Source organism: bacterium, assembly GCA_029210965.1.
In the GTDB taxonomy this organism is placed as follows: Bacteria; BMS3Abin14; BMS3Abin14; order BMS3Abin14; family BMS3Abin14; genus JALHUC01.
Map to the genome: position 1 here is coordinate 1 of JARGFZ010000016.1, position 22,958 is coordinate 22,958.

The following is a 22,958-nucleotide window of genomic DNA, read 5'->3' on the forward strand; positions in this document are numbered from 1 at the left end:
TCACCCCCACCTCGGTCCTCCCCCCTCAATAGGGGGAGGAAGAATTAGGAAGATGACTATTTTATGCTCGCAATGACGCCCGCCTGTGGCTGAGGTCCCAGGTTTCAATTTTCAGATTTTTCTCCCACTCCCCCTCTCCTCATCGCCCCCTCTGTATTTTCACCCCGTCAGAAGCCTGTCACGCCAGCGGCGTGATGTCGCCGCGTCACCGTATCCCATGGTTTTCTGGCTCCTGGCTCCTGGATTCTGGCTCCTAAAATAAACAAGGCCCGCTTTCGCGGGCCCATGATCTTCCTTTAGACATTGGGCTTTGGGCTTTGGACTCCTGAAAAACAGGGGTCCATTGAGAGCCCTGTTTTTCAGGTCCCCATATCCCATGAATTCAGATACTTCACCTGCTCATCCGTCAGAACATCGATCGTCGCTCCCTCGGACGCAAGCTTGAGCCGGGCGATCTCATGATCCATAACGACGGGAACGGGGTAGACCTTTTTCTCCAGGTTCTTCGCCTCTTTCACCATATGCTCGGCAGAGAGGGCCTGGTTGGCAAAGCTCATGTCCATGACGCTTGAGGGGTGTCCCTCGGCGGCCGCCAGGTTGATCAGCCTCCCCTCCGCAAGGACGTAAACCCTTATACCGCTGCCCAGGGCATGCTCCACGACAAAGGGTCTGATCTCTCTCTTGCTCTGGGTGATCTCCTCGAGACCTTCCAGATCCAGCTCCACGTTGAAGTGTCCGGAGTTGGACACGATGGCCCCGTCGTTCATCGCGGCGAAGTGTTCCTTGCGAATGACATGAATATTCCCCGTAACGGTACAGAAAAAATCGCCTAGCGGGGCGGCCTGCTCCATAGGCATAACGGCAAAACCGTCCATGAGGGCCTCGAGGGCGCGCACCGGGTCGATCTCGGTTACGATCACCCGGGCCCCCATTCCCTGAGCACGCATGGCAAGGCCTCGACCGCACCAGCCGTAACCGACGACAACGAAGTTTGATCCGGCTACAAGCCGGTTTGTAGCTCTGATAATGCCGTCAATAGTGCTCTGACCAGTGCCGTACCTGTTGTCAAAAAGATGCTTGGTGTCGGCGTCGTTCACGGCAACGATGGGGTACTTAAGTACGCCGTCCTTGGCCATGGCCTGAAGTCTGATAACCCCGGTTGTCGTTTCCTCGGTCCCCCCAATGATGTGTTCAAGGAGGTCGGTGCGCTCCGAATGGATCACTGAGACAAGGTCCGCCCCATCGTCCATGGTGAGTTGAGGCTTTGTATCCAGAACAGCCTCTATGTGGGAGTAGTATGTCTCGTTGTCCTCACCCTTGATGGCAAAAACAGGGATCTTATCGTGCTGGACCAGGGAGGCGGCAACGTCGTCCTGTGTACTCAGCGGGTTGGATGCGCAAAGGCACACCTCGGCCCCGCCAGCCTTGAGGGTTTTCATCAGCTGTGCCGTTTCGGTTGTCACATGAAGACAGGCAGCGATCCTGACTCCCTCAAGAGGGCGCTCTTTTTTGAAGCGTTCTTCTATTTGAGCCAGAACAGGCATATTCTGGGCTGCCCATTCGATCCTCAGTTTTCCGCTGTTCGCCAGACTCAGGTCCTTGATATCATATTTCATAATATTTCTATGCCTCCACCGCTGACTTGAGATCCTCAACCCTGTCGGTCCGCTCCCAGGTGAACTCAGGTTCCTCCCGCCCGAAGTGGCCATAAGCAGCGGTCTTGGTGTAGATGGGCCGGAGAAGGTCGAGAGCTTCAATAATTTGTCTGGGCTGAAGGGGGAACACCTCGCGGACAGCCTTGGCAATGCGATCCGGTGAGACCTTCGCGGTCTTGAAGGAGTTGATCATCACCGACACCGGATCGGCCACCCCGATAGCATAGGCCAACTGCACTTCACACTTTTCAGCAAGTCCAGCCGCAACGATATTCTTGGCAATGTACCTGGCCATGTAGGAAGCGGACCGGTCTACCTTGGAGGGGTCCTTGCCGGAGAAACAACCGCCGCCGTGGCTTCCCTGACCACCGTAGGTGTCAACAATGATCTTGCGGCCAGTAAGGCCGGTATCACCCAAGGGACCGCCCGTCACGAACCTGCCAGTGGGATTGATGAGATATCTGGTTTTGTCATCGAGCATTTCGGCTGGCAGTGTTGTCCTGACAACCTCCTCGATAATCCCTTCCTGAATCTGCTGTTGTGTCGCTTCAGGCGTATGCTGGGATGCGATAACCACCGTATCGATGCGAATGGGGGTATCATCCCTATACTCGACGGAGACTTGGGATTTACCGTCGGGTCTGAGAAAATCCAGGGTCTTATCCTTGCGGACCTGGGTAAGCTTCTTTGTCAACATGTGGGCGTGCACGATAGGCATAGGCATCAGGACGTCGGTATCGGTACAGGCATAACCGAACATAAGCCCCTGGTCACCAGCTCCTCCGGGATCGACACCCATTGCGATATCCGGGGACTGCTTGTGAATGGAAGTCAGTACCCCGCACGACTCCCAATCGAACCCCATGTCCGAACTGTCGTAGCCAATATCCTTTATCACCGCGCGGGCCACTTCCGGAATTTCCACATAGACGTTCGTTGTGATCTCACCGGCGATGACTACAAGTCCGGTGGTGGCCATGGTTTCACAGGCTACCCGGCATCCGGGATCGTCCTTGATGATAGCATCGAGAATGGCATCGGAGATCTGGTCGCAGACCTTATCCGGGTGCCCCTCTGTCACCGACTCGGAGGTGAACAGAAAATCGGTCATACTCATGGTTTAACTCCCTTCAGAAGTATAATTGCGTAACGTTAACATTAACCTTAATGTGTAACAGAATCGTTTGTAGACTTCAAGAGGGAAGGTTTGTCGGGTAATACAGTTATTTGAAGGGTAAATAAAGAAGGATGGAGGATGAAGTATGCGTTATTTTCCCTTCATTCCTCCTACCACCTTCGTCCTTCCTCCTTCAGTTCTAACCATTTTCCCCAAATCCGCTCAGTACAAGATCTTTAAGAGCTTTGATCGCATTTTCCTCATCGGAGCCTTCGATCTCTATAACGACAGTTTCACCTTTTGCGGCGGCCAAGGTCAAAATGCCCATGATGCTCTTGCCGTTGACCCTGTTTTTTCCTTTGCCGAGCCAGACCTCACTGGCAAATCGGGAAGCCACCTCCACAAACTTGCCGGCTGCTCTTGCGTGAAGGCCCAGTTTGTTGTTTATAACCAGCTCTATCCTGACCATGGAATCCTCATATTCGTGCCCAGGAAGCCCAGAAGGGTTCCGAGGGTGACCAGTAAAGCGAAGATCGCAGGTGCCCGCCACTGCCTGCGAAACATGATGAAAGCTACGCCGAAGATAATAAACGAGATACCAGGTGTCCGGGTACCGAAGGCCGCCATTCCCAGAACAAAACCGAGGAGGGGCGTAGCCATGCGCTCCATGTTCCTGGAAAACACTTTACCGTTTAGAGCCGAAGCCCCCTCAAGGGGAGAGTGGGCGTTCAGATAACCGCGGTTCAGATAAGTCCACCTGTTTCTAAGGTGAACGGTGTTGTAGATCAGAATAAACACGACAGGGGCCGCAGCCATCCAGAAAAAGGATAGAGCGACACAGAGCAGCACGGTAACCGGCAGCAGCGTGGCCCAGTAGTAACTGTCGCCCATCGCTCCCAGTGGCCCCATCAGGCTGTTTCGTGCCTTTACGCTTTCCTCACCCTTCCCCTCCTCCTCGAGCCTTGAAACCACACCCAGGACGTAAGGTGACATATAGGGGTTGGTGTTGAAATAGCCCAGGTGACGATGACATGCATCCTTGAAACCATCCCCGGACACTTTTCTGAGCCATGGGAGGAGAGTGTAGAAGAATCCCAGACCCTGCATACGAGGGAAATTCCACGATCCCTGTATGGACAGGGAACGAATGAACAGACTAAGACGAGAATGAAAGGTGAAATTCAAGGCATGGCCTTCCAGAGACCGATGCCTGCACCCAGAGCAAGTCCCAGGGTGAAACCTTTCCACCCCTTACGCGCTGTCCGATCTGATCCAAGACCGGCAAGACCTATGAAAAACGGAACCATGGCCACGATGCTCAACCTTTCCGGCAGGTACTCAACGCTTTTTAAAAGCGCGTTGAAAAAAGGAACCAGGATTGCCCCCGTCAGGAGAAATGAAACACCATGAAACAAGCCGGCCCTGAGAGCCGACAGAACGTGCTGGAGCTGTACGAAATCCGTGTGGCCTAGCCTGAGGTACACCATGGCCCTGTGAAAAGCCCTCTCATTGCTGCGCCGCCACCGGATATTTACAGCACGGTCCAGAAATACTGTCGGCATTCCCAAAAGGACAGCTATACCGACAACTTCCATCGAGCCACGAGGTCCTTCATATATGCCGATAAGAAGCACACTTATGAGTGAGGGGAAAAGGGGGTGGTAAGGAATGAAGGATCCAGCCGGGAGGGAATCAAGGAAAAGGAGTTCGTAGATCAACCCCACAACGGCACCTTCCACAGGGCACCCGAGGGCCACACCCATAATCAACGCAGACACCATGGGGCGAGACAGCTGGAACTGACCAAAGGCGTTGCGGTCAACACTGAGAATACCAGCTATAAACGCCGAAAGGATGATCTTTGCCAGGACTCCCGTCATTCGGAACCGTCTGGCCCTTCAAGGCAGCAGGCAAGATCAAAGCGAATTCCATCAGGAACCTCCCTGGCCTCAACAGCGATCCCTTTACGAACAAGGCGCTTAACCGCTTCCAGATCCTTGTTGTTAAGGTATACGGAAGGGGTGACCTCGGTCCCGCCTTTTATGTTATGGAGGTTGCCGATGTTAATACTGTCAAGGTCCACCCCACCCTCAAGAACCGAAAGGACATCATCAAGACCAGCAAAGAGAAGCAGTATATTGGAATCGTCTGAGCTCTTCAGCAGAGAACCAAGTTCTCCCGGGGGAACGACCTTAAGATCTATATGATCAGGGACTATGAGCTGCATCAACCGGCACCTGTCCTTCTCCAGGCATACGGTATCGCTCACAACAACGATCAAGTCGGCCTTAACATGAGGTGTCCAGCCCTCAACAACCTGACCGTGCAGCAACCTGTCATCTACCCTGGCCAGTACGACAGGCACCAGTCAGTTTCCCTCCAGGTACTCGGTGGCCACCTTGATATACTCCCGGCCGTAATCCCCGAGGGCCAAAGCAGCTTCACGAAGGGTAAGATCAGCCCCCAGGCTGCGGAGCTTGGTCAGCATCGGCAGGTTCACACCCGTTACAACCTCGATATCCTTTGGGCCCAGGAAGGACAGACTTATGTTCGACGGTGTGCCGCCAAACATGTCGACCAGAAGGATAACTCCCTTGTCCCCCTTCACCGCCTCTATGGCACCCGCGATCCGGCCTCTTGTCTCCTCCACATCATCCCCTGCCTGCACTGATATCGATGTTATCTCTCTGGCTTCACCAGTGATCATGCTGCAGGTATCAAGCAAAGCTTCTCCCAGACTGCCGTGTGTAACGATCACGATCCCGATTTGGCTTTTCATGTTTTTCATCCCTCCGGTAGGTCACGATGCCGAACCTGGACCCATAAGGGGCCACTATCTTTAAAATATTGCGACATTCTTTCAACAATTGCAACGGACCTGTGTCTTCCCCCCGTGCATCCGATGGCTACAGTCAGATATCCCCTCCCCTCGCTCAGGTATCTTGGAAGAAGGTATTCCAGAAAAGATTTCAGGTGTTCAAGGAACTCGCCAGTGCCTTCCGCATGCTCCACAAAAGAGCTCACCTCCGGATCCCTGCCATCCCGGTATCTGAGCTCCTCCACAAAAAACGGGTTGACCAGGAACCTCACGTCAAGAACAATGTCGGCTTCTTTGGGAAGACCGTTTTTGAAACCAAAGGAGACGAAAGACAGGAGCATCTTTTCTCTGCTGCCGGAGATACCGAATCGGTCAGCCGCGAACTTGCGGAGATCATGATAACCCAGGTCAGAGGTGTCCAGGTGGATGTCGGCTATCTCCCTGAGAGGTTCTAAAAGCTGTCTCTCTCTTAAAAGGGCCTCAACGAGAGGAAGGGAAGGGGCTAATGGGTGCACGCGCCGGGTCTCACTAAACCTTTTTTGCAGAGCATCCAGAGAAGCCTCCAGGAAAACCACTTGAATATTATAACCGGAATCCTTGAGGTTTCGGATTGCATGAGGGTAACTGGCAACCGAGTCGCCGCCCCTGATATCCATCACCATGGCAGCTTTGCCAATAGAGGACCCGCTGGATGCAATGAGATGAACAAAAGAGGGCAGAAGATCTACAGGCAGGTTGTCCACTGTGTAATATCCAATATCCTCCAGAGCCCTGAGCACGGTGGTTTTCCCGGAACCTGAATAGCCGGATATGATCAACAGTCCCGATCCAGTCACTCCATGGACTCCAAATCTGGCTTTCCTATATCCCGGGGTCTCTCGGACAGCCTCTTATGGAGGGTACTATCAAACTCCCGGGCAGCATTAAAACCCATGCGCTGCAGGAGGTGATTGCGGGCAGCAACCTCTATGATCATTGTGATGTCACGTGCGGGCCTGACCGGAACTTTCAGGTACGGGATCTCCAGACCGAGTATGGAGTAGGTGAGTTCATCGAGGCCGAGACGCTCCACATTGAGGCCCTCCAGCCAGTCAACAAGCTCAACCACAAGCTCGATTTTCTTGTTTTGACGAATGGAAGACACACCGAAAAGATCCTTGATATTTATGATCCCGAGTCCGCGAATTTCCATGTGGTATTTGATAAGATCGGCGGCGCTGCCGAATATTGCGTCTTGAACTTTTCGTCTGATGACGACAACATCGTCACCCACGAGTCTGTGACCACGTTCAACGAGTCCGAGAGCGCACTCACTTTTCCCTATTCCGCTCTTCCCTAGGAGAAGAAGACCCACACCATAAACATCTACAAGACAACCGTGCACGGAGGTTTCCGGTGCCAGGACATCTTCCAGGTATGTTGAAACCCGGCGGATAAGGGACGAAGTGACCTCAGGACTCCGGAGAAGGGGTACTTTATGGAGATCGCACAAGCCTGATAATGATAGGGGCGCTTCAAGGTTTTTAGCGATAATAAGGCAGGATACGCCGGCAGAGCATAGCTGGTCCAGACGCTCGTCAGCCAGATTTTTGTCGAGGATTTTAAGATAGGAAAGTTCGGTTGCCCCCAGGATCTGGACTCTATCCCTGTGCAGCTGGTCAAGGTAACCCGCAAGGGCCAAGCCGGGTTTCTGAATACGCGAAACCCGGATAGCCCTGTCCATGCCCTCTTCACCGGCAAGGATCTCAAGATCAAGATCCTCATGCAAGTGTTCGTAAAGGTAGCGGACAGGAATATTGATCATCTGTCCCGGCGGGCGATCAGTGCCGCTGGTCCTCCTCTTCTATGGCATGGTAGAGAGTGACCCTGTCATCTGACTCGAGAAGGGATTCCCGGCATTCGGGGCTTTTGACGAGGCGCGAGATCCTGGCCAGTGTTTTGAGGTGAAGCCCGGCAGAGTCCTCCGGCGCAACAAGAAGGAAAATCAGGTTAACCGGGCCACCATCGTAAGAATCGAAATCGACCCCCTCCGGCGAACGACCGAAGACAAGGAGAATCTCGTTAAGCCCGCTGAGTCGCCCGTGGGGTATTGCCACACCGTGACCTATACCTGTGCTGCCCAACATCTCTCGATCCAGGAGAATACTTACGAGCGCCTCAGGATCGTCGATTTTCCCGGACTCCTTGAGATGGGCGACCATCTCTTTGATGACACCCTCTCTGGTGGAGGCATGAAGCCGTGAAAGCACATCACTTTCTGCAAGATAATCTAGTAATTTCATATTATGCTACCACACTACTCCTGAACCTGGGGCTCTATCAAACCAAAAAGACCATCGTCTCGAACATAAATAACGTTGAGCTGATTCGTCTGCGAATTGTTGAAAAGGAGAAAATTCTTGTTCATGAGCTCCATCTGCATGATAGCCTCATCAACGCTGATAGGCTTCAAAATGATCTCCTTGCGCTTTATTACGTCTGACTTGGGGGTCTCGACATCACTCTCCGGGAACACTGAATGGCTGGCCCGGAACTCACGCACGGCTTCTCTGTCACCGTGGCGGCCGATCTTCTCCCTGTACTTTTTGACCTGACGATCCAGTTTATCGAGGACCAGATCGATAGAAGAATACATGTCGTTGGTCTCTTCTTTGCCCTTGATGACGATCCCGTTGGCATGGACTGTAACCTTTGCGATATGTCTGTATTTTTCCACATGGAGAACAACTTGAGCGTTTACCGGCTCCATAAGCGGTTTAAGTACCTTTTCAAGTTTTTCGGTGGCGTAATCTCTCAGGGGATCACTTTGCTCCATGTGTTTGAATGAAACCTCTATTTGCATGGCTATTGAACCTCCCTCCAAAAGCTATTAACGTAATCACATTAAAAACTCTAAGTCAACCCGGCGGAACCGCCAGGTAACCTTGTCGCCTCCGCAGCATAATTTACGGACAGAGAATAAATCTGGGGAAAAACACCGTTAAATTATTAATTTCAGCAATATCTCGTCAAAGCGATGGCTACACTATCAATACTACATTATTTTATCACGATTCCGGACGAGGGTGTTAAAAACCGCATCCAGGATCCTAACAAGGTTCTTTGACAGGATCCTGGATCAGGTGATCTTTTTTCTCCTGGAAGACGGCAGAATTTTCATTGCCTCCCTGTATTTGGCTACTGTTCTCCTTGCAATGTCGATCCCCTCAAGTTTCAGCATCTGTGAGATGGCCTGATCACTGAGAGGTTTCCCCGTGTCCTCAGCTCCAATTATATCCCGGATCTTGGCCCTCACACTTTCGGAAGCCATCATCTCCCCCGAAAGCGTCTGAATACCAGGGTTAAAAAAGAACTTGAGCTCGAACAGGCCGTGGGGGCAGTGAACATATTTCTGGGTCGTAACCCGGCTGACTGTGGATTCATGGACCCCGATGTCATCAGCGACATCACGCAGTACCATGGGTTTCAGGTATCGAATGTCTCGTTCAAAAAAGTCCAGCTGCTTTTCGAGGATACTTTTGGTAACACGGTATATCGTACGCTGACGCTGATCTATGCTCTTGATCAGCCACGCTGCCGAGCGTATTTTTTCCAACAGGAACTCCTTGTCCTCAGCCTTCATGGATGAACCATGTTTTAAAAGCTCCCTGTAAAAACCGTTTATCCTCAGCTTGGGCAATCCATCATCGTTCAGCGTGATGGTCCACTCATCTCCCATCTTGAACAGGAAGACATCGGGAGTCACGTAAACGGACTCCGTTCCACCGAAAGGTCTTCCCGGCTTGGGTTCCAGCTCCCTGAGAAGATCCATGGCCTGTAGAACTTCCGATCGCGCTATTCCCATCTGGTGAACGATCGCGTCCACATCCCCCTTTGCAACATCCTCCAGATGTTCCCTGATGATTTCCTCCACAAAGGGACCTTCAAAATCGAGCATCTTTATCTGGATGAGCAGGCACTCAACGAGATCTCTTGCACCCACTCCCGGGGGATCGAACTCCTGGACAACACCAAGAGCTTTGAGACCCACAGCCTCGATTTCGGGACCACGGGGGCCCAGAATTTCATCAAGAGGTGTTTCAAGATAGCCGTTGTCATCGAGGTTCCCGATGATGACCTCGGCAGCCCTTGTTTCCATCTCAGTGAGCCGCGTCATTCGGAGCTGCCACAGAAGATGCTCCTGAAGTGTGTCAGGACTCGTGACCATCGCCTCGAAGGACGGATGTTCCTGATCCTCTCGAGCCTGGTATGGGAGACTCTGGCTGGATTCCATGTAGGATTCCCACTCACCAATATCCTTTGGAATGGTAAGGGTGTTTATTTCATCTTCCCTGTCGCTCTTATTGTCAGCAGGAGTGTTCGGATCCTCAGGTTGGTCTATGGAAAACTCGGACTCGTTCTCCGGGGGCCCATATTCGTCAAGCACCGGGTTTTCAAGAATTTCCTGGCGCACGATCTCTGTCAACTCCATCCTCGACAACTGGAGCAGCCGAATCGCCTGCTGCAGTTGGGGAGTCATCACCAACTGCTGTTGTTGTTTCATCTGTAGTTGGGCTTTAAGATCCAACGCGATACCTCATGACTGCCGTTATTCGTGAACAGTGAACGATGAACAGATAATCGTCATCTGATGAATATTTTCCGATTTTCTCCTGCGTTGTGCGTTCTACATTCTGCTCTTACAGACTGAACCCCTCCCCGAGGTACACCTTCCGGGCTCTCTCGCTGCTTATTATCGCTTCGGGAGGTCCCTCCTCAAGGATCATCCCGGCAGCCAGTATATAGGCCCTGTCGGTGATCCCCAATGTCTCACGAACGTTGTGGTCCGTTATCAAGATTCCCAGCCCCCTCTCCCTAAGATCCCTTATGAGCTTCTGAAGTTCGAGGACCGTAATAGGATCAATTCCGGCGAAAGGTTCGTCCAGCAACAGGTAGGCCGGTTCGGGGATAAGAGCTCTGGCTATCTCGGCCCTCCGTCGTTCGCCACCCGACAGGGAACCGCCCAGCGTGCCGCCGAGGTGGGTGATACCCATGGACTCTTTCAGTTCCAGCAACCGCGCCGCCCTGTCAGTTTTTGTGATACCCACAGCTTCCATTACTGCAAGGAGGTTGTCGTCCACCGACAGACCTCTGAAAATTGATGGCTCCTGGGGTAGGTAGCCGATTCCAGCCCGGGCCCTGCGGTGGATCGGCCATCCGGTTATATCCTTCTCATTGAGCAGGACCGAGCCTCCACTGGGCCGGATAAGACCGGAGATCATATAGAAAGTGGTTGTCTTTCCTGCTCCGTTAGGGCCGAGCAATCCGACAACTTCACCAGGGGACAGGCTGATAGAGACATCCTTGACCACCGTTTTGCTGCGGTAGGATTTTTCCAGATTCCTGGCGGCCAAAGAGGAGGTCATCAGGGTCAATCCCCGTATGCCTTGAAAAAGGCCCTGACAGGACCGGAAAAAGAGGCTGTCCCTTTTGCAATGGAATAGACGATCTTTTCCGCTTCGATCGTGGTTTCCTCCCTGGTAAGACGAGGAAGACCTGTCAGCACTAAATTCCCCGTCTCAAGATCGAACACAGCCATCTGAGACTCTGCCATGTCGTTCCCCCTTGTCATGACAACCCTGCCGGATGCCTCTCCGGACAGGATCTTTGAAGGGTCGGCTGCATCAGCCTTAACGTTGAGAAGATCACAGGTCAGAACCATTTCGGCCATGCGAACCTCGACTTCACCTTCGAACAGGATATCCCCCGTTTTTTCCTGTATCTGCAGGCTATTGGAACGAACAGTCACACCCTCGGCCGATGCACCCCATGCCCCCGTCGCCAGACACATGATCAGGACCGCAACCGCACACCCCGCCGTATATCTCAGAGACCTCAAGGCCTGTCACTCCTTTCATCCCAGGTAGTCCGTACACCACCAGCAACTATCACCGTCCCGGATTTCACTGTATACCTTACCGTATCCCCCAGAACTTTCAGCGGTCCGCGCTCAAGCTGAACCCCGTTGTCAGCCAGCATCAAGGCACTCCTACCATCCCACCTCAATTTCGGTGTTTTGAACCGGGACCCCAAGCCGCTTGTCACGACCACATGCCCCTCAAGATGAAGGATCAACCTTTCAGGTTCATATCGGCCTTTGTCGCTCACAACATTGACACTCTCCCTGCCGTCTGAGATCATTTTGGCAGATACTTTCTCAAGGATCACGTCACCTTGCCCGTCGTAGAAGGCTTTACCACCCTGGATCTCCCACCGGCCGTTGTCTGTTTCCTGGAGGACCTTGAATCCAGTCATCTCCACATCTGAAACGGCTCCGGCCAGCTGCGGAATAAGCAGGAACAGACAGAGAATCGCTGCCGGCAGATCACCCTCGAAACAGCTTTTCCTCCGGGGTATCATTGGATTAGATTAACACATGTACAAATAGAATGAAAAGAAAATGGCTTGATTGTTGCATGGGAAGCGATTGCTGGCCTTGAAAGAGAAATAAGATCCTTAAAGCAGGGGGCCGCCCTTCGATCCCGCCTGCGGCGGGACTCAGGGCGGGCAGGTAGCGCTTCTCCCATGCGCTGCCTCAAAGGGCCTCTGTTAAAATCCAATTTTGAAAGTATTTTTTGTAACGAATCACTGCGAAACTCTACTTTATAGCTTCTATCGCTTTTACAGGAACCGTACTTTTCCCCCGGAGCGCCGTTTCCCAGCCTGTCACGCCAACGGCGTGATTTCTCCGTTTCAGGGCCAATGAGGTTAGTTCTTTCCCCGATACACCGATACTCCCATACCCCGATTCGGTTCTTCCCTAGGGAATGTAGCGGGCTATGAGCCCTTCCAAAAGACCCTTTGCCTGAAGGATAAAAAATATAAGTTCCCGGGCCGCCCCATTTCCACCGGGAGCCCCTGTCACCAGGTCAGACCGCTGGCGCACTTCCTCAGCAGCATCCGATGGAGAACAGCCAAGACCCACCGACATCATGACTGGCAGATCTACAACATCATCCCCCATATAAGCGATGTGGGAGGCCCCAAAGCCTGTACTCTCCATAAGTTCATCAAGGGCCAGATGTTTGTTCTTTATCCCCTGAAAAAGCAGTTCAATACCGAGCTCCTCACAGCGTCTTTGAACCATAGGACTCTTGCGGCCGGTGATGATGGCTACGGTAAGTCCAGCCCTGAATGCCATTTTAGTGGCATGCCCATCCCTGACGTTGAAGGATTTGAGTTCCTCACCTGACGAAGTGTAGCTGATCTTTCCGTCGGTAAGCACACCGTCAACATCAAAGACGATAAGTTTTATTTTTTTTGCCGCTTCAATAATGGATGGGGATTGTTCTTTCATTGAGTTGTGGCCTTCTCCATTGCATAATGCAGTGTAAAGTGCAGTGTGTAAAGTGCAGAGAACCGGAATGACCCCAACCTGCGGTTGCCGTTCGACAAACTCACGGTTTTGAGCCTGCAGAAGGAAAGTTCCAGGTTTCGGGTTTCAGGTTCCAGGTTGTTCGCCGCGTCCCCGCGTCAGGCGGTTTATCTTTGCTTCCTCGCTCTCCGCCCTGCCCTTCCTTTGGACACTGGACTTTGGACCCTGGACTGTTCCAACCGCCCTCCGCCCTTCGCCCTATGCAATGCCCGCCTTAAGCATGTCGTGCATATGGATGACTCCCACAACAACGTTCTCACTGTCCACGATGACCAGGCTCATGATCTTGTTGCTCTCCATCATCTGAAGAGCTTTGGCGGCCAGGGCATCGGCGTGAATTACTTTGGGGGAGGGTGTCATGACCTGGCCGGCAGTGAGGGAAAGTGGATCAGACCGATTTTCAAGGCACCGCCTGAGATCTCCGTCGGTGATAATACCAAGAAGCCTGTCGTCGCCGTCCAGAACAGTTGTAAAACCGAGTTGCTTCGAGGTGATCTCGAAAAGAGCCTCCCGCATGATCGTTCCAGGATCCACCCTGGGGATCTCGTCACCCACATGCATGATCTCGGATACAGTCAGCAGACGCCTGCCCAGGGCTCCTATCGGGTGAAAGAAAGCAAAGTCGTCCTCAGTGAATCCGCGTGCCTCCAGCAAAGCAACGGCCAGTGCGTCGCCCAGAGCCATAGTCACCGTTGTACTGGCTGTAGGGGCAAGGTTTAAAGGACACGCCTCCTCTATCACAGAAATATCCAGAACAACATCCGCCCTGGCAGCCAGGGTGGATGAGGCGCCCCCCGTCATGCTGATAACAGGAATGCCCAGCCTTTTTACAGCCGGAAGAAGCCGGATGAGTTCCTGGGTCTCCCCGCTGTTGGAAACGGCGACCAGAACATCCCCCCTTGCCAGCATGCCCAGATCACCGTGTCCCCCTTCAGCGGGGTGCAGAAACAGGGAGGGCGTCCCTGTGCTGGCAAAAGTGGCTGCTATCTTCCTGCAGACAAGACCAGACTTCCCCATTCCGGCGAAGACAACCCTGCCCCTGCAGGTGCAGAGGAGATCCACCGCCACCCCGAATTCTGCGCCCAATCTCAGGCGCAGGGCTTCAAGGGAAGCCTCCTCGATTCGCAGCACCCTCCTCGCGCTTTCGAGAACCTTTTCATGGTCCACATTACAGCTCATTAACCTTCTCCGAACAAGTCCCGATGGATCGTCATGACCTGTCTCAATAGCCCCTCCAACTGATCAAGGGGCCACATGTTCGGACCATCGCAAGGTGCCCGATCGGGATCCGGGTGAACCTCCATAAATATGCCGTCCACACCACATGCAACGGCAGCCCGGCACAGGTGCGGCACATATTGTCTCAGCCCCCCCGAGGACGTTCCGAGGCCTCCTGGAAGCTGGAGGCTGTGAGTGGCATCGTAGATAACCGGGATACCCAGTTCCCTGATCATGGGGAAGGTTCTGAAATCCACCACGAGGTTATTATATCCGAAGGTGGTGCCGCGTTCCGTGATCAAGAGGTTGTTACCCCTGTTTACCTTGCCGGCGATCCCCTTCACATCCCAGGGTGCCAGGAACTGCCCCTTCTTTATGTTGACCGGCTTGCCTGTGTCCGCCGCCGCAATTAACAGATCAGTCTGCCTGCACAAAAATGCAGGGATCTGAACAAGGTCCAGGACCTGGGCCACCCCGGCCATTTGTTCAGCGCTGTGAACGTCAGAGGTGACAGGAACTCCGACCTCCTTGCTTACCGCCGCAAGCACGTCAAGGCCCTCTTCCAGACCTGGCCCCCGGAAAGCCTCTAAAGATGTTCGGTTGGCCTTGTCGAATGAGGCTTTAAAAATGAAGGGGATATCCAGCTTCGAGCAGATCCTGGCGAGGTCTTCGGCAGCCCTGACGGTACTGTCCCTGTCTTCGATCACACAGGGACCGGCGATGAAAACCGGCGGAGCTCCCCCGCCTATCTCCACATTTCCAACTTTCACTTTTGCCATAACGCCGTCCGTCATTTGACAACCTCGCAAAAACTCTCTTCGAGCCATTTTATTATGGGCGGTCATCACGCCTGGGGCGTGCTTGGCGTGCTTGGCCTGACTCCCCCGCCAGTCCCGCCATATGCGGGATCGAAGGAGCTAAATGAATCCGCCCCTACCGCAGGCGTGCCCCCACTCCCATTCCATCCCTAAGTCGCACGCTAAGGGTTCACCCTGTCAGATGGACTTTTTGCGAGTCCATCATCATCTGCTGCCTCCCCTTTTGCTCAAGCTTATGGCTATGAACCCTGCGAACAGGGGGTGAGGCTGCCAGGGCCTGGATTTGAATTCGGGGTGGAACTGGCACCCAACGAACCATGGGTGGTCCGGATGCTCCACCATCTCTACCAGGCGCCCGTCGGGAGAGGTGCCCGAGATCTTCAACCCCTTCTCTTCCAGGGTTTCTTTATATGCAGGGTTGAACTCATACCTGTGGCGGTGCCTTTCCGATATTTCCGAGCATCCGTATTCATCATACGCCCGGGTGCCCTCCTCAAGATTGCACGGGTAGGCCCCCAGCCGCATGGTTCCACCCTTGTCGACAACATCTCTCTGCTCCGGCAGAAGGTCGATGACAGGATGTGGGGTATTTTCGTCAAATTCGGAACTATTGGCCTTTTCCAGCCCGGCCACGGACCGCGCGAACTCTACCACTGCCAACTGCATTCCCAGACAGATCCCGAAATAGGGGATTTTGTTCTCCCGGGCATAGCGGGCGGCGCTGATCTTTCCCTCCGTCCCCCGGTGACCGAATCCTCCGGGAACGAGGATACCATCCACATCGCCGAGAAGCTCTGAAGGCTCCCTTTTTTCCAGCTCCTCGCTATCGACGAACCTCAGGACAACGCTGGCTCTGTTGGCCATACCACCATGGATCAGGGCTTCGTTCAGGCTCTTGTAGGATTCGACCAGACTCACGTACTTGCCAACAACGGCGATGACGACCTCACCCTTCGGGTTTCGCGCTTTCTCGACGATATTATTCCAGACAGCAAGGTCCGGCGTACGCGTCCACATGCGAAGGTGCTCTATGATCTGCTGGTCCAGCCCTTCCTCGTGATAAGCAAGAGGGACCTCGTAGATGCTGTCCACATCCCTGGCAGTGATCACCGCTTCAGGCGTCACGTTACAAAAAAGGGATATTTTGTTCTTGATATCCTGGTCCAGTGCTCTGTCCGTACGACACAACAGTATGTCAGGCTGGATGCCGATCTCCCGCAGTTTCTGCACAGAGTGCTGGGTAGGTTTTGTCTTGAGTTCTCCCGCAGTTTTTATATAAGGCACCAGTGTAAGGTGGATGTAGATCACGTTATCCCTTCCCACATCGGTCTTGAACTGCCGGATGGCCTCTAAAAACGGAAGACTTTCGATGTCACCAACCGTTCCCCCTACCTCACAGATGAGGAGGTCCACATCACCTGCAGCCTGGCATATCCTCGCTTTTATCTCGTCCGTGATATGTGGGATAACCTGGACAGTCCCCCCGAGGTACTCCCCCTGTCTCTCCTTGTTGATGACCGAATCGTACACCCTTCCGGTGGTAAAGTTGCTTCTCCTGGACATGGGGGCATGGGTGAACCGTTCATAGTGCCCGAGATCCAGGTCGGTTTCCGCGCCATCATCGGTGACGAAGACCTCACCATGCTGATATGGGCTCATGGTCCCCGGATCAACGTTGATGTACGGATCCATTTTCTGAAGTGTAACGGTCAACCCTCGCGATTCCATGAGAGCGCCAATGGCGGCTGAGGCCAGCCCTTTTCCCAGAGAAGACACAACACCACCCGTCACGAAGATATATTTGGGCTTCATGGGGCACCCTCACCTGCACCGGGAGCGGGATCCTCCGCCTTCGCTTTCATCTTCTTCATCATATCCTCCACTTTCAACAGGTCCTCGGGGGTGTCCACTCCTATCCCATTGAACTCATTGACCTTCACAACGAGAATGCTCATCCCGTTCTCAAGGGCCCTCAACTGTTCCAGATCCTCCATCTGCTCCAGTTTCCCCGCTGGTAAGGACACGAAGTCCAGAAGGGCCGCCCTGTTGTATGCATAAATACCTATATGTCTCAAGGCTTCATCCGAACCCACTTGCCACCCGTGGGGAATAGCCGATCGGGAAAAGTACAGCGCATATCCATCTTTACCCGTCACAACTTTGACGACATTTCTGTCGGTATAATCCGATTCCGCGTCCAGAGACACGGCCACCGTTGCAATATCGGGAGGATGTATCCTTCCATGGACCTGGATCACTCCATCGATCACTGCCGGATCGATGAGCGGTTCGTCCCCCTGGACATTGACAATGACATCGGCATCCAGGCTGCCTGCCACCTCTCCCAGCCTGTCCGAACCGCTCCTGTGACCGGTCCCGGTCATGACACAATCGCCTCCGAACCCCATGACAGCATCAAGTATGCGCCTGTCGTCGGTGGCGACAACCACCCTGTCAACGGTCCTGGCTTCACATGCTCTTGAATAAACGTGTTCGATCAGCGGTTTCCCCAACAGCTGGGCCAAAGGTTTCCCCGGAAACCTCGTCGAAGCGTACCGTGCAGGTATAACAACAACTGCTTTCAAAACGACACTCAGGAGGACAGCCTGGCCAGGTCCCTGAATCGAAGGCGCATCTGCTCCCTCGATATGGAAACGGTCCCGACCTCACCCACAACCACCCCCGCCGCCACATTAGCGAGACAGGCTCCCTCTTCCATGGACAGACCTGAAGCCAGGGCGAGGGAAAGGGTTGAAATAACAGTATCGCCAGCACCGGTAACATCGTACACCGGCCGGCTGTAGGCTTCAATATGTGAATAATCCTTCTTGCCTGAAAAAAGAGTCATTCCCTGATCACCCCTTGTTATGATCAGGTATTCACATGCCAGCTTCCTGATAATGCGGTGCCCTGCCTCCACAAGGGCTTGCATACTGTCAATGACCAGCCCTGCTCCCGCCGCAGCCTCAAAGAGGTTCGGTGTCAGAACGGTCACACCCTTGTAGATGGAGAACTGGTTGATCTTGGGGTCGACTGCTACAGGGACTGAATATTTTTTTGCCAGATCCACCAGCTCGCGCATGAGTGTGGGGGTTATCACGCCCTTGGCGTAGTCGCTGACAACGACGCACCCGCACTCGCCGAGGAACGATTCGGCCGAGCCGAGGATCATCTCCTCGTCGGATCGTTCCAGGGGCGTTGTGACCTCCTTGTCCACCCGCACCACCTGCTGGTCGTGAGCGATGACCCGCGTCTTCACTGTGGTGGGGCGCCCGGTGCAGGTGACGATACCGCGGACGCCGATATTTTTTTTCTTCAGATCGCTTCTCATCCATCTCCCCATCTGGTCATCACCCAGCACACCGCACACCTCAACCTGACCTCCGAGGCCGAGGATATTGTGAGCCACGTTGGCAGCTCCCCCGAGGCGCAGTGTCTCGCTGGTGACCCCGACGATGGGCACAGGAGCTTCAGGGGAGACTCTGGTCACTCCCCCCCAGATGTATTCGTCGATCATCAGGTCGCCTATGACGAGGACCTTGTTACCTTTCAGCTTTGCTAAAAGTTCGTCGCCTCTTTCAAAAATATTTGTCATTTATCGTCATCCTTTATCTGCTACGGGTCCAGGTTACGATTAACCCATAAACAGGGCCTTGCCCCATAAAATCGCGTAAACGACCACCACAACCGATGCGTTCAAAAGTTCCTTGTTCCTGAAAACCTGGGACCAGTGGAACGTCCCTTTCCTGTAACGCGGGATCCGTAGCAGCGGGAAGAACCGGGGCACCCCCTGGCTATATTCCTCCCACTCCCCGGGGAATATGCCTTTGAGCTTCTCCTCTTCCCACCTGATAGTGAACCAGTATATGCCCCCGAAAAACAAGAGGTACAGGAAGATCAGCCATAATACATTGGTCGTGATCGCAAACCCGGCTCCGAGAAGGAAGCTGCCTACATAGAGTGGATTGCGTGTCAAGCTGTAAGGGCCTGTTACGCTGAGGTTCTGGTTCTTGTGAATGTACCCCGATGACCAGATCCGTATAGCCTCGCCGACCATGATGAGGGAAGCACCCATGAACAGGCTAGCCGCGGCGGGTTTCGCGAAGATCAGGAAAGAGACCCCCAGAATTCCCGAGAGTTTTGTGCGGTGTTTTTTCACCCAATGATGAAACTTTGACAAGTTCATTCTCCAATCTGGGTTTTACACACCACGCCTGAAAGCCTTTACCTCGGATTTCTTACCAAAGACCGCGGCGTGCAAACTACTTAAACACACCTCCCCGGCCAACCGTGAACAGAGACAGGTCATACTGTACCCAAAAGCTTCAAAGAAACCTGTCAGACCCGCATGATGCCGATTTCTAGAACAACTTAATACTATATCTCAACAATACGGTGATGTAAAAGAATACAGCGTACGTCCTTTGCTTTACATCTTTTCGCGTTAAATATCGGGGTGCTGCTTGTCCAGGAAATCCCGGGTTTAAAGTTACAGTCTGAGTCCACTAAAATTCCGACAAGTTGCTCCGGGGGAATGAAGTTGTTATAAGTTTACTCTCTGGTGTTAAAGTTTAGTTTCCTGCGTTTGAGAAACGGCACAGTTAAAGTGCAAATTACATTTGCGATCCAGATTTTCATCAACAGCGAGTCATTATTATGAAAATTACCCAGGTTATGCTTTCAGAGGGATGGGGAGGCGCTGAGAGGCTCTTTGTCGAACTGTGCACCGGCCTTGCCCGGTACGGTCATGATATTCAGGCCATCTGCAGATCCTCCTTTACCAGGGGAGACATGCTCACCGGCATTCCCGGGATCGCATTGGTAAATGTGCCGGCGAGGGGGAACTGGGACCTTCTGTCAGCCAGACAAATAGAAAATTCCATAAGGTCCTTCTCCCCAGAGATTATCCATTCCCACCTCTCCAGAGCCACCTGGATGGCCGGCAGAGCGGGCAAAAAGCTTAACATCCCCGTTGTCACAACCACCCATAATCGCATAAAGCCCAAATACTTTAAAAATGTCGATTACTTTTCGACGATAACTGAAGATCTCAAGCGTTATCTGGTCGGTTTCGGAGTCGATGAGGACAGGGTAAAAACGATACCCAATTTTTCTCGCTTTACCCCGGTCGCCGCCCCCCCTGCCATAGTCAGGGAACCCCCTGTATTTATAAGCTTTGGCAGGTTTGTTCAGAAGAAGGGTTACCGGTATCTGATCGAAGCCTTCGCCAGGTTCTCTTCCGAATGGGCCTCTTCAAAACTGCTCATCGGAGGGAGTGGTCCGCTGGAAGGCACCCTCACCGGTCTCGTCATGGATCTTGGCCTGGGAGATAACGTTGAGTTTACCGGGTGGGTGGAAGATGCCGAGGAGTTTCTCCAGAGGGGGGATATTTTCGTGCTGCCCTCCCTGGATGAACCGTTCGGCATCGTGGTCCTCGAGGCGATGGCGAGGGGAAAACCGATCGTGTCCACCGTCACCAGCGGACCCGCCGAAATACTGGACGATTCGACTGCCTACTTTGCCCGGCCGGGCGATTCTCAGGATCTTTATGAGACCATGCGTACGGCGGCAGAGGATGACACCGGTCGGGCTCTGAAAGCGCAGCGCGCCCTTGACCTTTTCAAGTCGAACTACACCCTTGAAAAGATATTGCCCGTCTTCATGGACTACTACTCCTCCCTGGCGGCCGACATGACCAAGGGGTCGGAAAATCCCAAGACCCCACTGCCATGAGCACACCCCGCAACATACTCATCGTTCGTCTCAGCGCCATAGGCGATGTCGTCATGGCCTCTCCGCTGGTCGAAGCGTTCAAACGCACCTACCCCGACGCTCGGGTTTCATGGCTGGTCGAGGGCGGCTCAAAGCCGGTCCTCGAAGCAAACACGGACCTTGACGAGGTGATCGTCTGGCCGAGGGGGCAATGGAGCCAGGCCCTTAAAAACAGGCACTACCTATATTTTATCCGGCAGTTTTGGTCTTTTGTACGCGATCTGAGAAGAAAAAAGTTTGACCTGGCGGTGGATGCCCAGGGGCTCTTGAAAAGCGGTATCTGGGTCTATCTGTCCGGTGCGGCCTCAAGGATCGGCATAGGATCGAGGGAGGGAAGCCGCTATCTCATGACCCGGGTGGTCGACAGGAAAGACGCCGACAACCGGATCAGTTCCCAATACCGACTTCTTGCCGAGAACATGGGACTGGACATCGGGGAATTCCAGATGACAGTCTCCCTGAGTCCGGAAGCAAAAAAGTACGCCGAGCAGTTCTCCAGTGGGTTATCCTCAGGCTATGCTGTTTTCTGCCCCTTCACCACCAGGCCCCAGAAACACTGGATCGAGGAACGGTGGCGTGAGTTGGCCGACCGTATCATCGACAGGTTCGAGCTGACAGTGGTTCTGCTCGGAGGACCGGATGACAAGGAGGCCGGCGACCTCATCGCGAAACCCGTACACCCCCGCATCCTGAACATGGCCGGGAAAACCACCATTCAGCAGGCAGCCGCTCTGATCAAAAGTTCCTCTCTTCTCATAGGCGTGGACACGGGTCTTACTCACATGGGGTTCGCCCTCGACGCCCCCACAATAGCCCTCTTCGGCGCGACGGCGCCCTATCTGAACACGGAGGGCACATCGGGTACCGTTCTTTACCACCCCATGGAATGTTCCCCCTGCCGGAGAAATCCTACCTGTGAAGGTGATTATACCTGCATGAAGGCGATATCTACCGATGAGGTCGTGCGGACCGCACGAAGCCTCCTGGAGTCGCCGTGAAACGTCCAATACGAATCCTCCATGTCGAAACAGGCAGGAACCTCTACGGGGGCGCTCTTCAGGTCCACTACCTTCTTCGAGGGTTGGCAAATCGTAAAAATGTCGAGAGCACCCTGGTCTGTCCCGAGGGCAGCGCCATAGCCGAAGCGGCCAGGGAATACGTCGATGAGCTTTATACGGTCCCCATGAAAGGTGATCTGGACCTCCTCTTCATCCCCAGGTTAAGGACCATCATCAGGAAGGAGAGCCCGGACATCATCCATCTCCACAGCCGCCGCGGCGCGGACGTCCTGGGCGGGATCGCGGCAAGGCTTTCGGGCACACGGTGCATCATCACGCGAAGGGTGGACAACCCGGAGAACCGGTTGTGGGCCAGCGTGAAATACCGACTCTACCACCACGTGGTCACCATCTCCGAGGGGATCCGCGACGTCCTCATCAGTGAAGGGGTCCCACCGGAGAAGATCACCTGCGTCCACAGCGCCGTCGATGCCGGCCTTTACAACCAGGACTGCGACAGGGAGTGGTTTTACAGAGAGTTCGGGCTGAAGAAAGGATCCCGCGTCTGCGGAACGGTTGCCCAGTTCATCGAGAGGAAGGGACACCGTTTCCTGCTCGCTGCCGTTCCGGAGATCCTGAAGAAAGTTCCGAAGGCCCGGTTCCTGTTCTTTGGAAAGGGCCCTTTGGAAAGGCCGTTACGGTCCCTTTGCCGGGATCTGGGTATCGAAAATCAGGTTCTTTTCACCGGGTTCAGGAATGACCTGGAGCGGGTCTTCGGATGCCTTGATCTTGTGATCCATCCCGCCCTCATGGAGGGGCTGGGAGTTTCGCTGCTCCAGGCGGCGGCAGCCGGTGTACCGATATTGAGCACCCGGGTCGGTGGAATTCCAGAGATCGTCCACGACGGCGTAAACGGCTGCCTGATCCCCCCCGGAGATGTCCCTTCCCTGGTGGAGGCGGCGGTACGGGTCCTTATGGACAGGGAACTCGCGCAGAGGCTGGGAAAAGGCGGACGTAAGGTCATCGAGGAACATTTTTCCATTGAGTCCATGGTGGAAGGCAACCTGCGGGTATATTACGAAATGGCTGGAGAACCCCGGCACCAGGCGTAAGGTCCGGACCAGCCGCTGCTGACGGATCTCCCCGGA

The 22,958-nt window shown here is 53.8% G+C and carries 25 protein-coding genes; 3 read left to right on the forward strand and 22 right to left on the reverse strand.

Translation table 11 applies throughout. The annotated features are described in order from the left end of the window. Window positions 1-359: 359 nt before the first annotated feature. From ahcY to P1S59_08045, 22 genes are all read right to left on the reverse strand, one after another. Complete coding sequence (gene ahcY / locus P1S59_07940; GenBank protein ID MDF1526180.1) at window positions 360-1,616, reverse strand: adenosylhomocysteinase; 1,257 nt, start codon at window positions 1,614-1,616, stop codon at window positions 360-362. 7 nt (window positions 1,617-1,623) lie between these two features. After that, entirely contained in the window at window positions 1,624-2,772 is a 1,149-nt protein-coding gene (gene metK, locus P1S59_07945) for a methionine adenosyltransferase (GenBank protein ID MDF1526181.1), read from the reverse strand. Between the two features lie 199 nt (window positions 2,773-2,971). After that, window positions 2,972-3,241 (reverse strand): HPr family phosphocarrier protein, encoded by a 270-nt coding sequence (locus tag P1S59_07950; GenBank protein MDF1526182.1) that lies wholly within the window; start codon window positions 3,239-3,241, stop codon window positions 2,972-2,974. Next, window positions 3,229-4,020 carry a PTS system mannose/fructose/sorbose family transporter subunit IID gene (locus P1S59_07955; protein ID MDF1526183.1) on the reverse strand — a complete coding sequence of 264 codons (792 nt, stop codon included), beginning with the start codon at window positions 4,018-4,020 and terminating at the stop codon, window positions 3,229-3,231. The genes P1S59_07950 and P1S59_07955 overlap by 13 nt, the downstream gene beginning before the upstream one ends. Continuing rightward, window positions 3,954-4,652, reverse strand: coding sequence for a PTS sugar transporter subunit IIC (locus tag P1S59_07960; GenBank protein ID MDF1526184.1), 699 nt, complete (start codon window positions 4,650-4,652; stop codon window positions 3,954-3,956). The genes P1S59_07955 and P1S59_07960 overlap by 67 nt, the downstream gene beginning before the upstream one ends. After that, the gene (locus P1S59_07965) at window positions 4,649-5,137 is read right to left on the reverse strand and encodes a PTS sugar transporter subunit IIB (GenBank protein MDF1526185.1); all 489 of its coding nucleotides are present in this window, start codon (window positions 5,135-5,137) and stop codon (window positions 4,649-4,651) included. Before P1S59_07965 ends, P1S59_07960 begins: the two co-directional genes overlap by 4 nt. Before the next feature lie 3 nt (window positions 5,138-5,140). Beyond that, window positions 5,141-5,551: a hypothetical protein gene (locus tag P1S59_07970; GenBank protein ID MDF1526186.1), complete on the reverse strand. Its 411-nt coding sequence runs from the start codon at window positions 5,549-5,551 to the stop codon at window positions 5,141-5,143. Window positions 5,552-5,556: 5 nt separating this feature from the next. Beyond that, on the reverse strand, window positions 5,557-6,426 hold the full coding sequence (rapZ, locus tag P1S59_07975) for an RNase adapter RapZ (protein ID MDF1526187.1): 870 nt from the start codon (window positions 6,424-6,426) through the stop codon (window positions 5,557-5,559). Then, window positions 6,423-7,394: an HPr(Ser) kinase/phosphatase gene (gene hprK, locus P1S59_07980; GenBank protein MDF1526188.1), complete on the reverse strand. Its 972-nt coding sequence runs from the start codon at window positions 7,392-7,394 to the stop codon at window positions 6,423-6,425. Before hprK ends, rapZ begins: the two co-directional genes overlap by 4 nt. A 16-nt stretch (window positions 7,395-7,410) precedes the next feature. Then, a complete protein-coding gene (locus P1S59_07985) occupies window positions 7,411-7,872 on the reverse strand; it encodes a PTS sugar transporter subunit IIA (protein MDF1526189.1) in 462 nt (153 codons plus the stop codon). A 14-nt stretch (window positions 7,873-7,886) separates the two neighbouring features. Continuing rightward, window positions 7,887-8,432 (reverse strand): ribosome-associated translation inhibitor RaiA, encoded by a 546-nt coding sequence (raiA, locus tag P1S59_07990; GenBank protein MDF1526190.1) that lies wholly within the window; start codon window positions 8,430-8,432, stop codon window positions 7,887-7,889. Between the two features lie 276 nt (window positions 8,433-8,708). Further along, window positions 8,709-10,157 (reverse strand): RNA polymerase factor sigma-54, encoded by a 1,449-nt coding sequence (gene rpoN / locus P1S59_07995; GenBank protein MDF1526191.1) that lies wholly within the window; start codon window positions 10,155-10,157, stop codon window positions 8,709-8,711. A gap of 112 nt (window positions 10,158-10,269) precedes the next feature. Beyond that, on the reverse strand, window positions 10,270-10,995 hold the full coding sequence (gene lptB, locus P1S59_08000) for an LPS export ABC transporter ATP-binding protein (protein ID MDF1526192.1): 726 nt from the start codon (window positions 10,993-10,995) through the stop codon (window positions 10,270-10,272). 5 nt (window positions 10,996-11,000) lie between these two features. Further along, window positions 11,001-11,468 (reverse strand): LptA/OstA family protein, encoded by a 468-nt coding sequence (locus P1S59_08005; protein MDF1526193.1) that lies wholly within the window; start codon window positions 11,466-11,468, stop codon window positions 11,001-11,003. After that, window positions 11,465-11,989 carry an LPS export ABC transporter periplasmic protein LptC gene (gene lptC / locus P1S59_08010; protein ID MDF1526194.1) on the reverse strand — a complete coding sequence of 175 codons (525 nt, stop codon included), beginning with the start codon at window positions 11,987-11,989 and terminating at the stop codon, window positions 11,465-11,467. The genes P1S59_08005 and lptC overlap by 4 nt, the downstream gene beginning before the upstream one ends. Window positions 11,990-12,389: 400 nt before the next feature. Beyond that, window positions 12,390-12,926 carry an HAD hydrolase family protein gene (locus P1S59_08015; protein MDF1526195.1) on the reverse strand — a complete coding sequence of 179 codons (537 nt, stop codon included), beginning with the start codon at window positions 12,924-12,926 and terminating at the stop codon, window positions 12,390-12,392. A gap of 276 nt (window positions 12,927-13,202) precedes the next feature. Then, window positions 13,203-14,183 (reverse strand): KpsF/GutQ family sugar-phosphate isomerase, encoded by a 981-nt coding sequence (locus tag P1S59_08020; protein MDF1526196.1) that lies wholly within the window; start codon window positions 14,181-14,183, stop codon window positions 13,203-13,205. Next, window positions 14,183-15,001 carry a 3-deoxy-8-phosphooctulonate synthase gene (gene kdsA / locus P1S59_08025; protein MDF1526197.1) on the reverse strand — a complete coding sequence of 273 codons (819 nt, stop codon included), beginning with the start codon at window positions 14,999-15,001 and terminating at the stop codon, window positions 14,183-14,185. Before kdsA ends, P1S59_08020 begins: the two co-directional genes overlap by 1 nt. A gap of 243 nt (window positions 15,002-15,244) precedes the next feature. Beyond that, window positions 15,245-16,852, reverse strand: a complete 1,608-nt coding sequence (locus P1S59_08030; GenBank protein MDF1526198.1) for a CTP synthase — start codon at window positions 16,850-16,852, stop codon at window positions 15,245-15,247. Next, window positions 16,849-17,625, reverse strand: coding sequence for a 3-deoxy-manno-octulosonate cytidylyltransferase (kdsB, locus tag P1S59_08035; GenBank protein ID MDF1526199.1), 777 nt, complete (start codon window positions 17,623-17,625; stop codon window positions 16,849-16,851). Before kdsB ends, P1S59_08030 begins: the two co-directional genes overlap by 4 nt. Window positions 17,626-17,633: 8 nt before the next feature. Next, window positions 17,634-18,635, reverse strand: coding sequence for a D-glycero-beta-D-manno-heptose-7-phosphate kinase (gene rfaE1 / locus P1S59_08040; protein ID MDF1526200.1), 1,002 nt, complete (start codon window positions 18,633-18,635; stop codon window positions 17,634-17,636). A 39-nt stretch (window positions 18,636-18,674) separates the two neighbouring features. Beyond that, window positions 18,675-19,220, reverse strand: coding sequence for an isoprenylcysteine carboxylmethyltransferase family protein (locus P1S59_08045; protein MDF1526201.1), 546 nt, complete (start codon window positions 19,218-19,220; stop codon window positions 18,675-18,677). A 476-nt stretch (window positions 19,221-19,696) separates the two neighbouring features. Here P1S59_08045 and P1S59_08050 point away from each other — a divergent pair, with 476 nt between their 5' ends. From P1S59_08050 to P1S59_08060, 3 genes are read left to right on the forward strand one after another with little or no spacing between them, the layout of a single operon-like run. Further along, window positions 19,697-20,773 (forward strand): glycosyltransferase family 4 protein, encoded by a 1,077-nt coding sequence (locus P1S59_08050; protein MDF1526202.1) that lies wholly within the window; start codon window positions 19,697-19,699, stop codon window positions 20,771-20,773. Continuing rightward, window positions 20,770-21,810, forward strand: coding sequence for a lipopolysaccharide heptosyltransferase II (gene waaF / locus P1S59_08055; protein ID MDF1526203.1), 1,041 nt, complete (start codon window positions 20,770-20,772; stop codon window positions 21,808-21,810). The genes P1S59_08050 and waaF overlap by 4 nt, the downstream gene beginning before the upstream one ends. Beyond that, window positions 21,807-22,922, forward strand: a complete 1,116-nt coding sequence (locus tag P1S59_08060; protein ID MDF1526204.1) for a glycosyltransferase — start codon at window positions 21,807-21,809, stop codon at window positions 22,920-22,922. Before waaF ends, P1S59_08060 begins: the two co-directional genes overlap by 4 nt. Window positions 22,923-22,958: the final 36 nt, after the last annotated feature.

Coding starts and splice junctions, on each gene's coding strand:
- ahcY (MDF1526180.1), bottom strand. CDS start 1,616: ATGAAATATGATATCAAGGACCTGAGTCTGGCGAACAGCGGAAAACTG.
- metK (MDF1526181.1), bottom strand. CDS start 2,772: ATGAGTATGACCGATTTTCTGTTCACCTCCGAGTCGGTGACAGAGGGG.
- P1S59_07950 (MDF1526182.1), bottom strand. CDS start 3,241: ATGGTCAGGATAGAGCTGGTTATAAACAACAAACTGGGCCTTCACGCA.
- P1S59_07960 (MDF1526184.1), bottom strand. CDS start 4,652: ATGACGGGAGTCCTGGCAAAGATCATCCTTTCGGCGTTTATAGCTGGT.
- P1S59_07970 (MDF1526186.1), bottom strand. CDS start 5,551: ATGAAAAGCCAAATCGGGATCGTGATCGTTACACACGGCAGTCTGGGA.
- hprK (MDF1526188.1), bottom strand. CDS start 7,394: ATGATCAATATTCCTGTCCGCTACCTTTACGAACACTTGCATGAGGAT.
- P1S59_07985 (MDF1526189.1), bottom strand. CDS start 7,872: ATGAAATTACTAGATTATCTTGCAGAAAGTGATGTGCTTTCACGGCTT.
- raiA (MDF1526190.1), bottom strand. CDS start 8,432: ATGCAAATAGAGGTTTCATTCAAACACATGGAGCAAAGTGATCCCCTG.
- lptB (MDF1526192.1), bottom strand. CDS start 10,995: ATGACCTCCTCTTTGGCCGCCAGGAATCTGGAAAAATCCTACCGCAGC.
- lptC (MDF1526194.1), bottom strand. CDS start 11,989: ATGATACCCCGGAGGAAAAGCTGTTTCGAGGGTGATCTGCCGGCAGCG.
- P1S59_08015 (MDF1526195.1), bottom strand. CDS start 12,926: ATGAAAGAACAATCCCCATCCATTATTGAAGCGGCAAAAAAAATAAAA.
- P1S59_08020 (MDF1526196.1), bottom strand. CDS start 14,183: ATGAGCTGTAATGTGGACCATGAAAAGGTTCTCGAAAGCGCGAGGAGG.
- kdsA (MDF1526197.1), bottom strand. CDS start 15,001: ATGGCAAAAGTGAAAGTTGGAAATGTGGAGATAGGCGGGGGAGCTCCG.
- P1S59_08030 (MDF1526198.1), bottom strand. CDS start 16,852: ATGAAGCCCAAATATATCTTCGTGACGGGTGGTGTTGTGTCTTCTCTG.
- rfaE1 (MDF1526200.1), bottom strand. CDS start 18,635: ATGACAAATATTTTTGAAAGAGGCGACGAACTTTTAGCAAAGCTGAAA.
- P1S59_08050 (MDF1526202.1), top strand. CDS start 19,697: ATGAAAATTACCCAGGTTATGCTTTCAGAGGGATGGGGAGGCGCTGAG.
- waaF (MDF1526203.1), top strand. CDS start 20,770: ATGAGCACACCCCGCAACATACTCATCGTTCGTCTCAGCGCCATAGGC.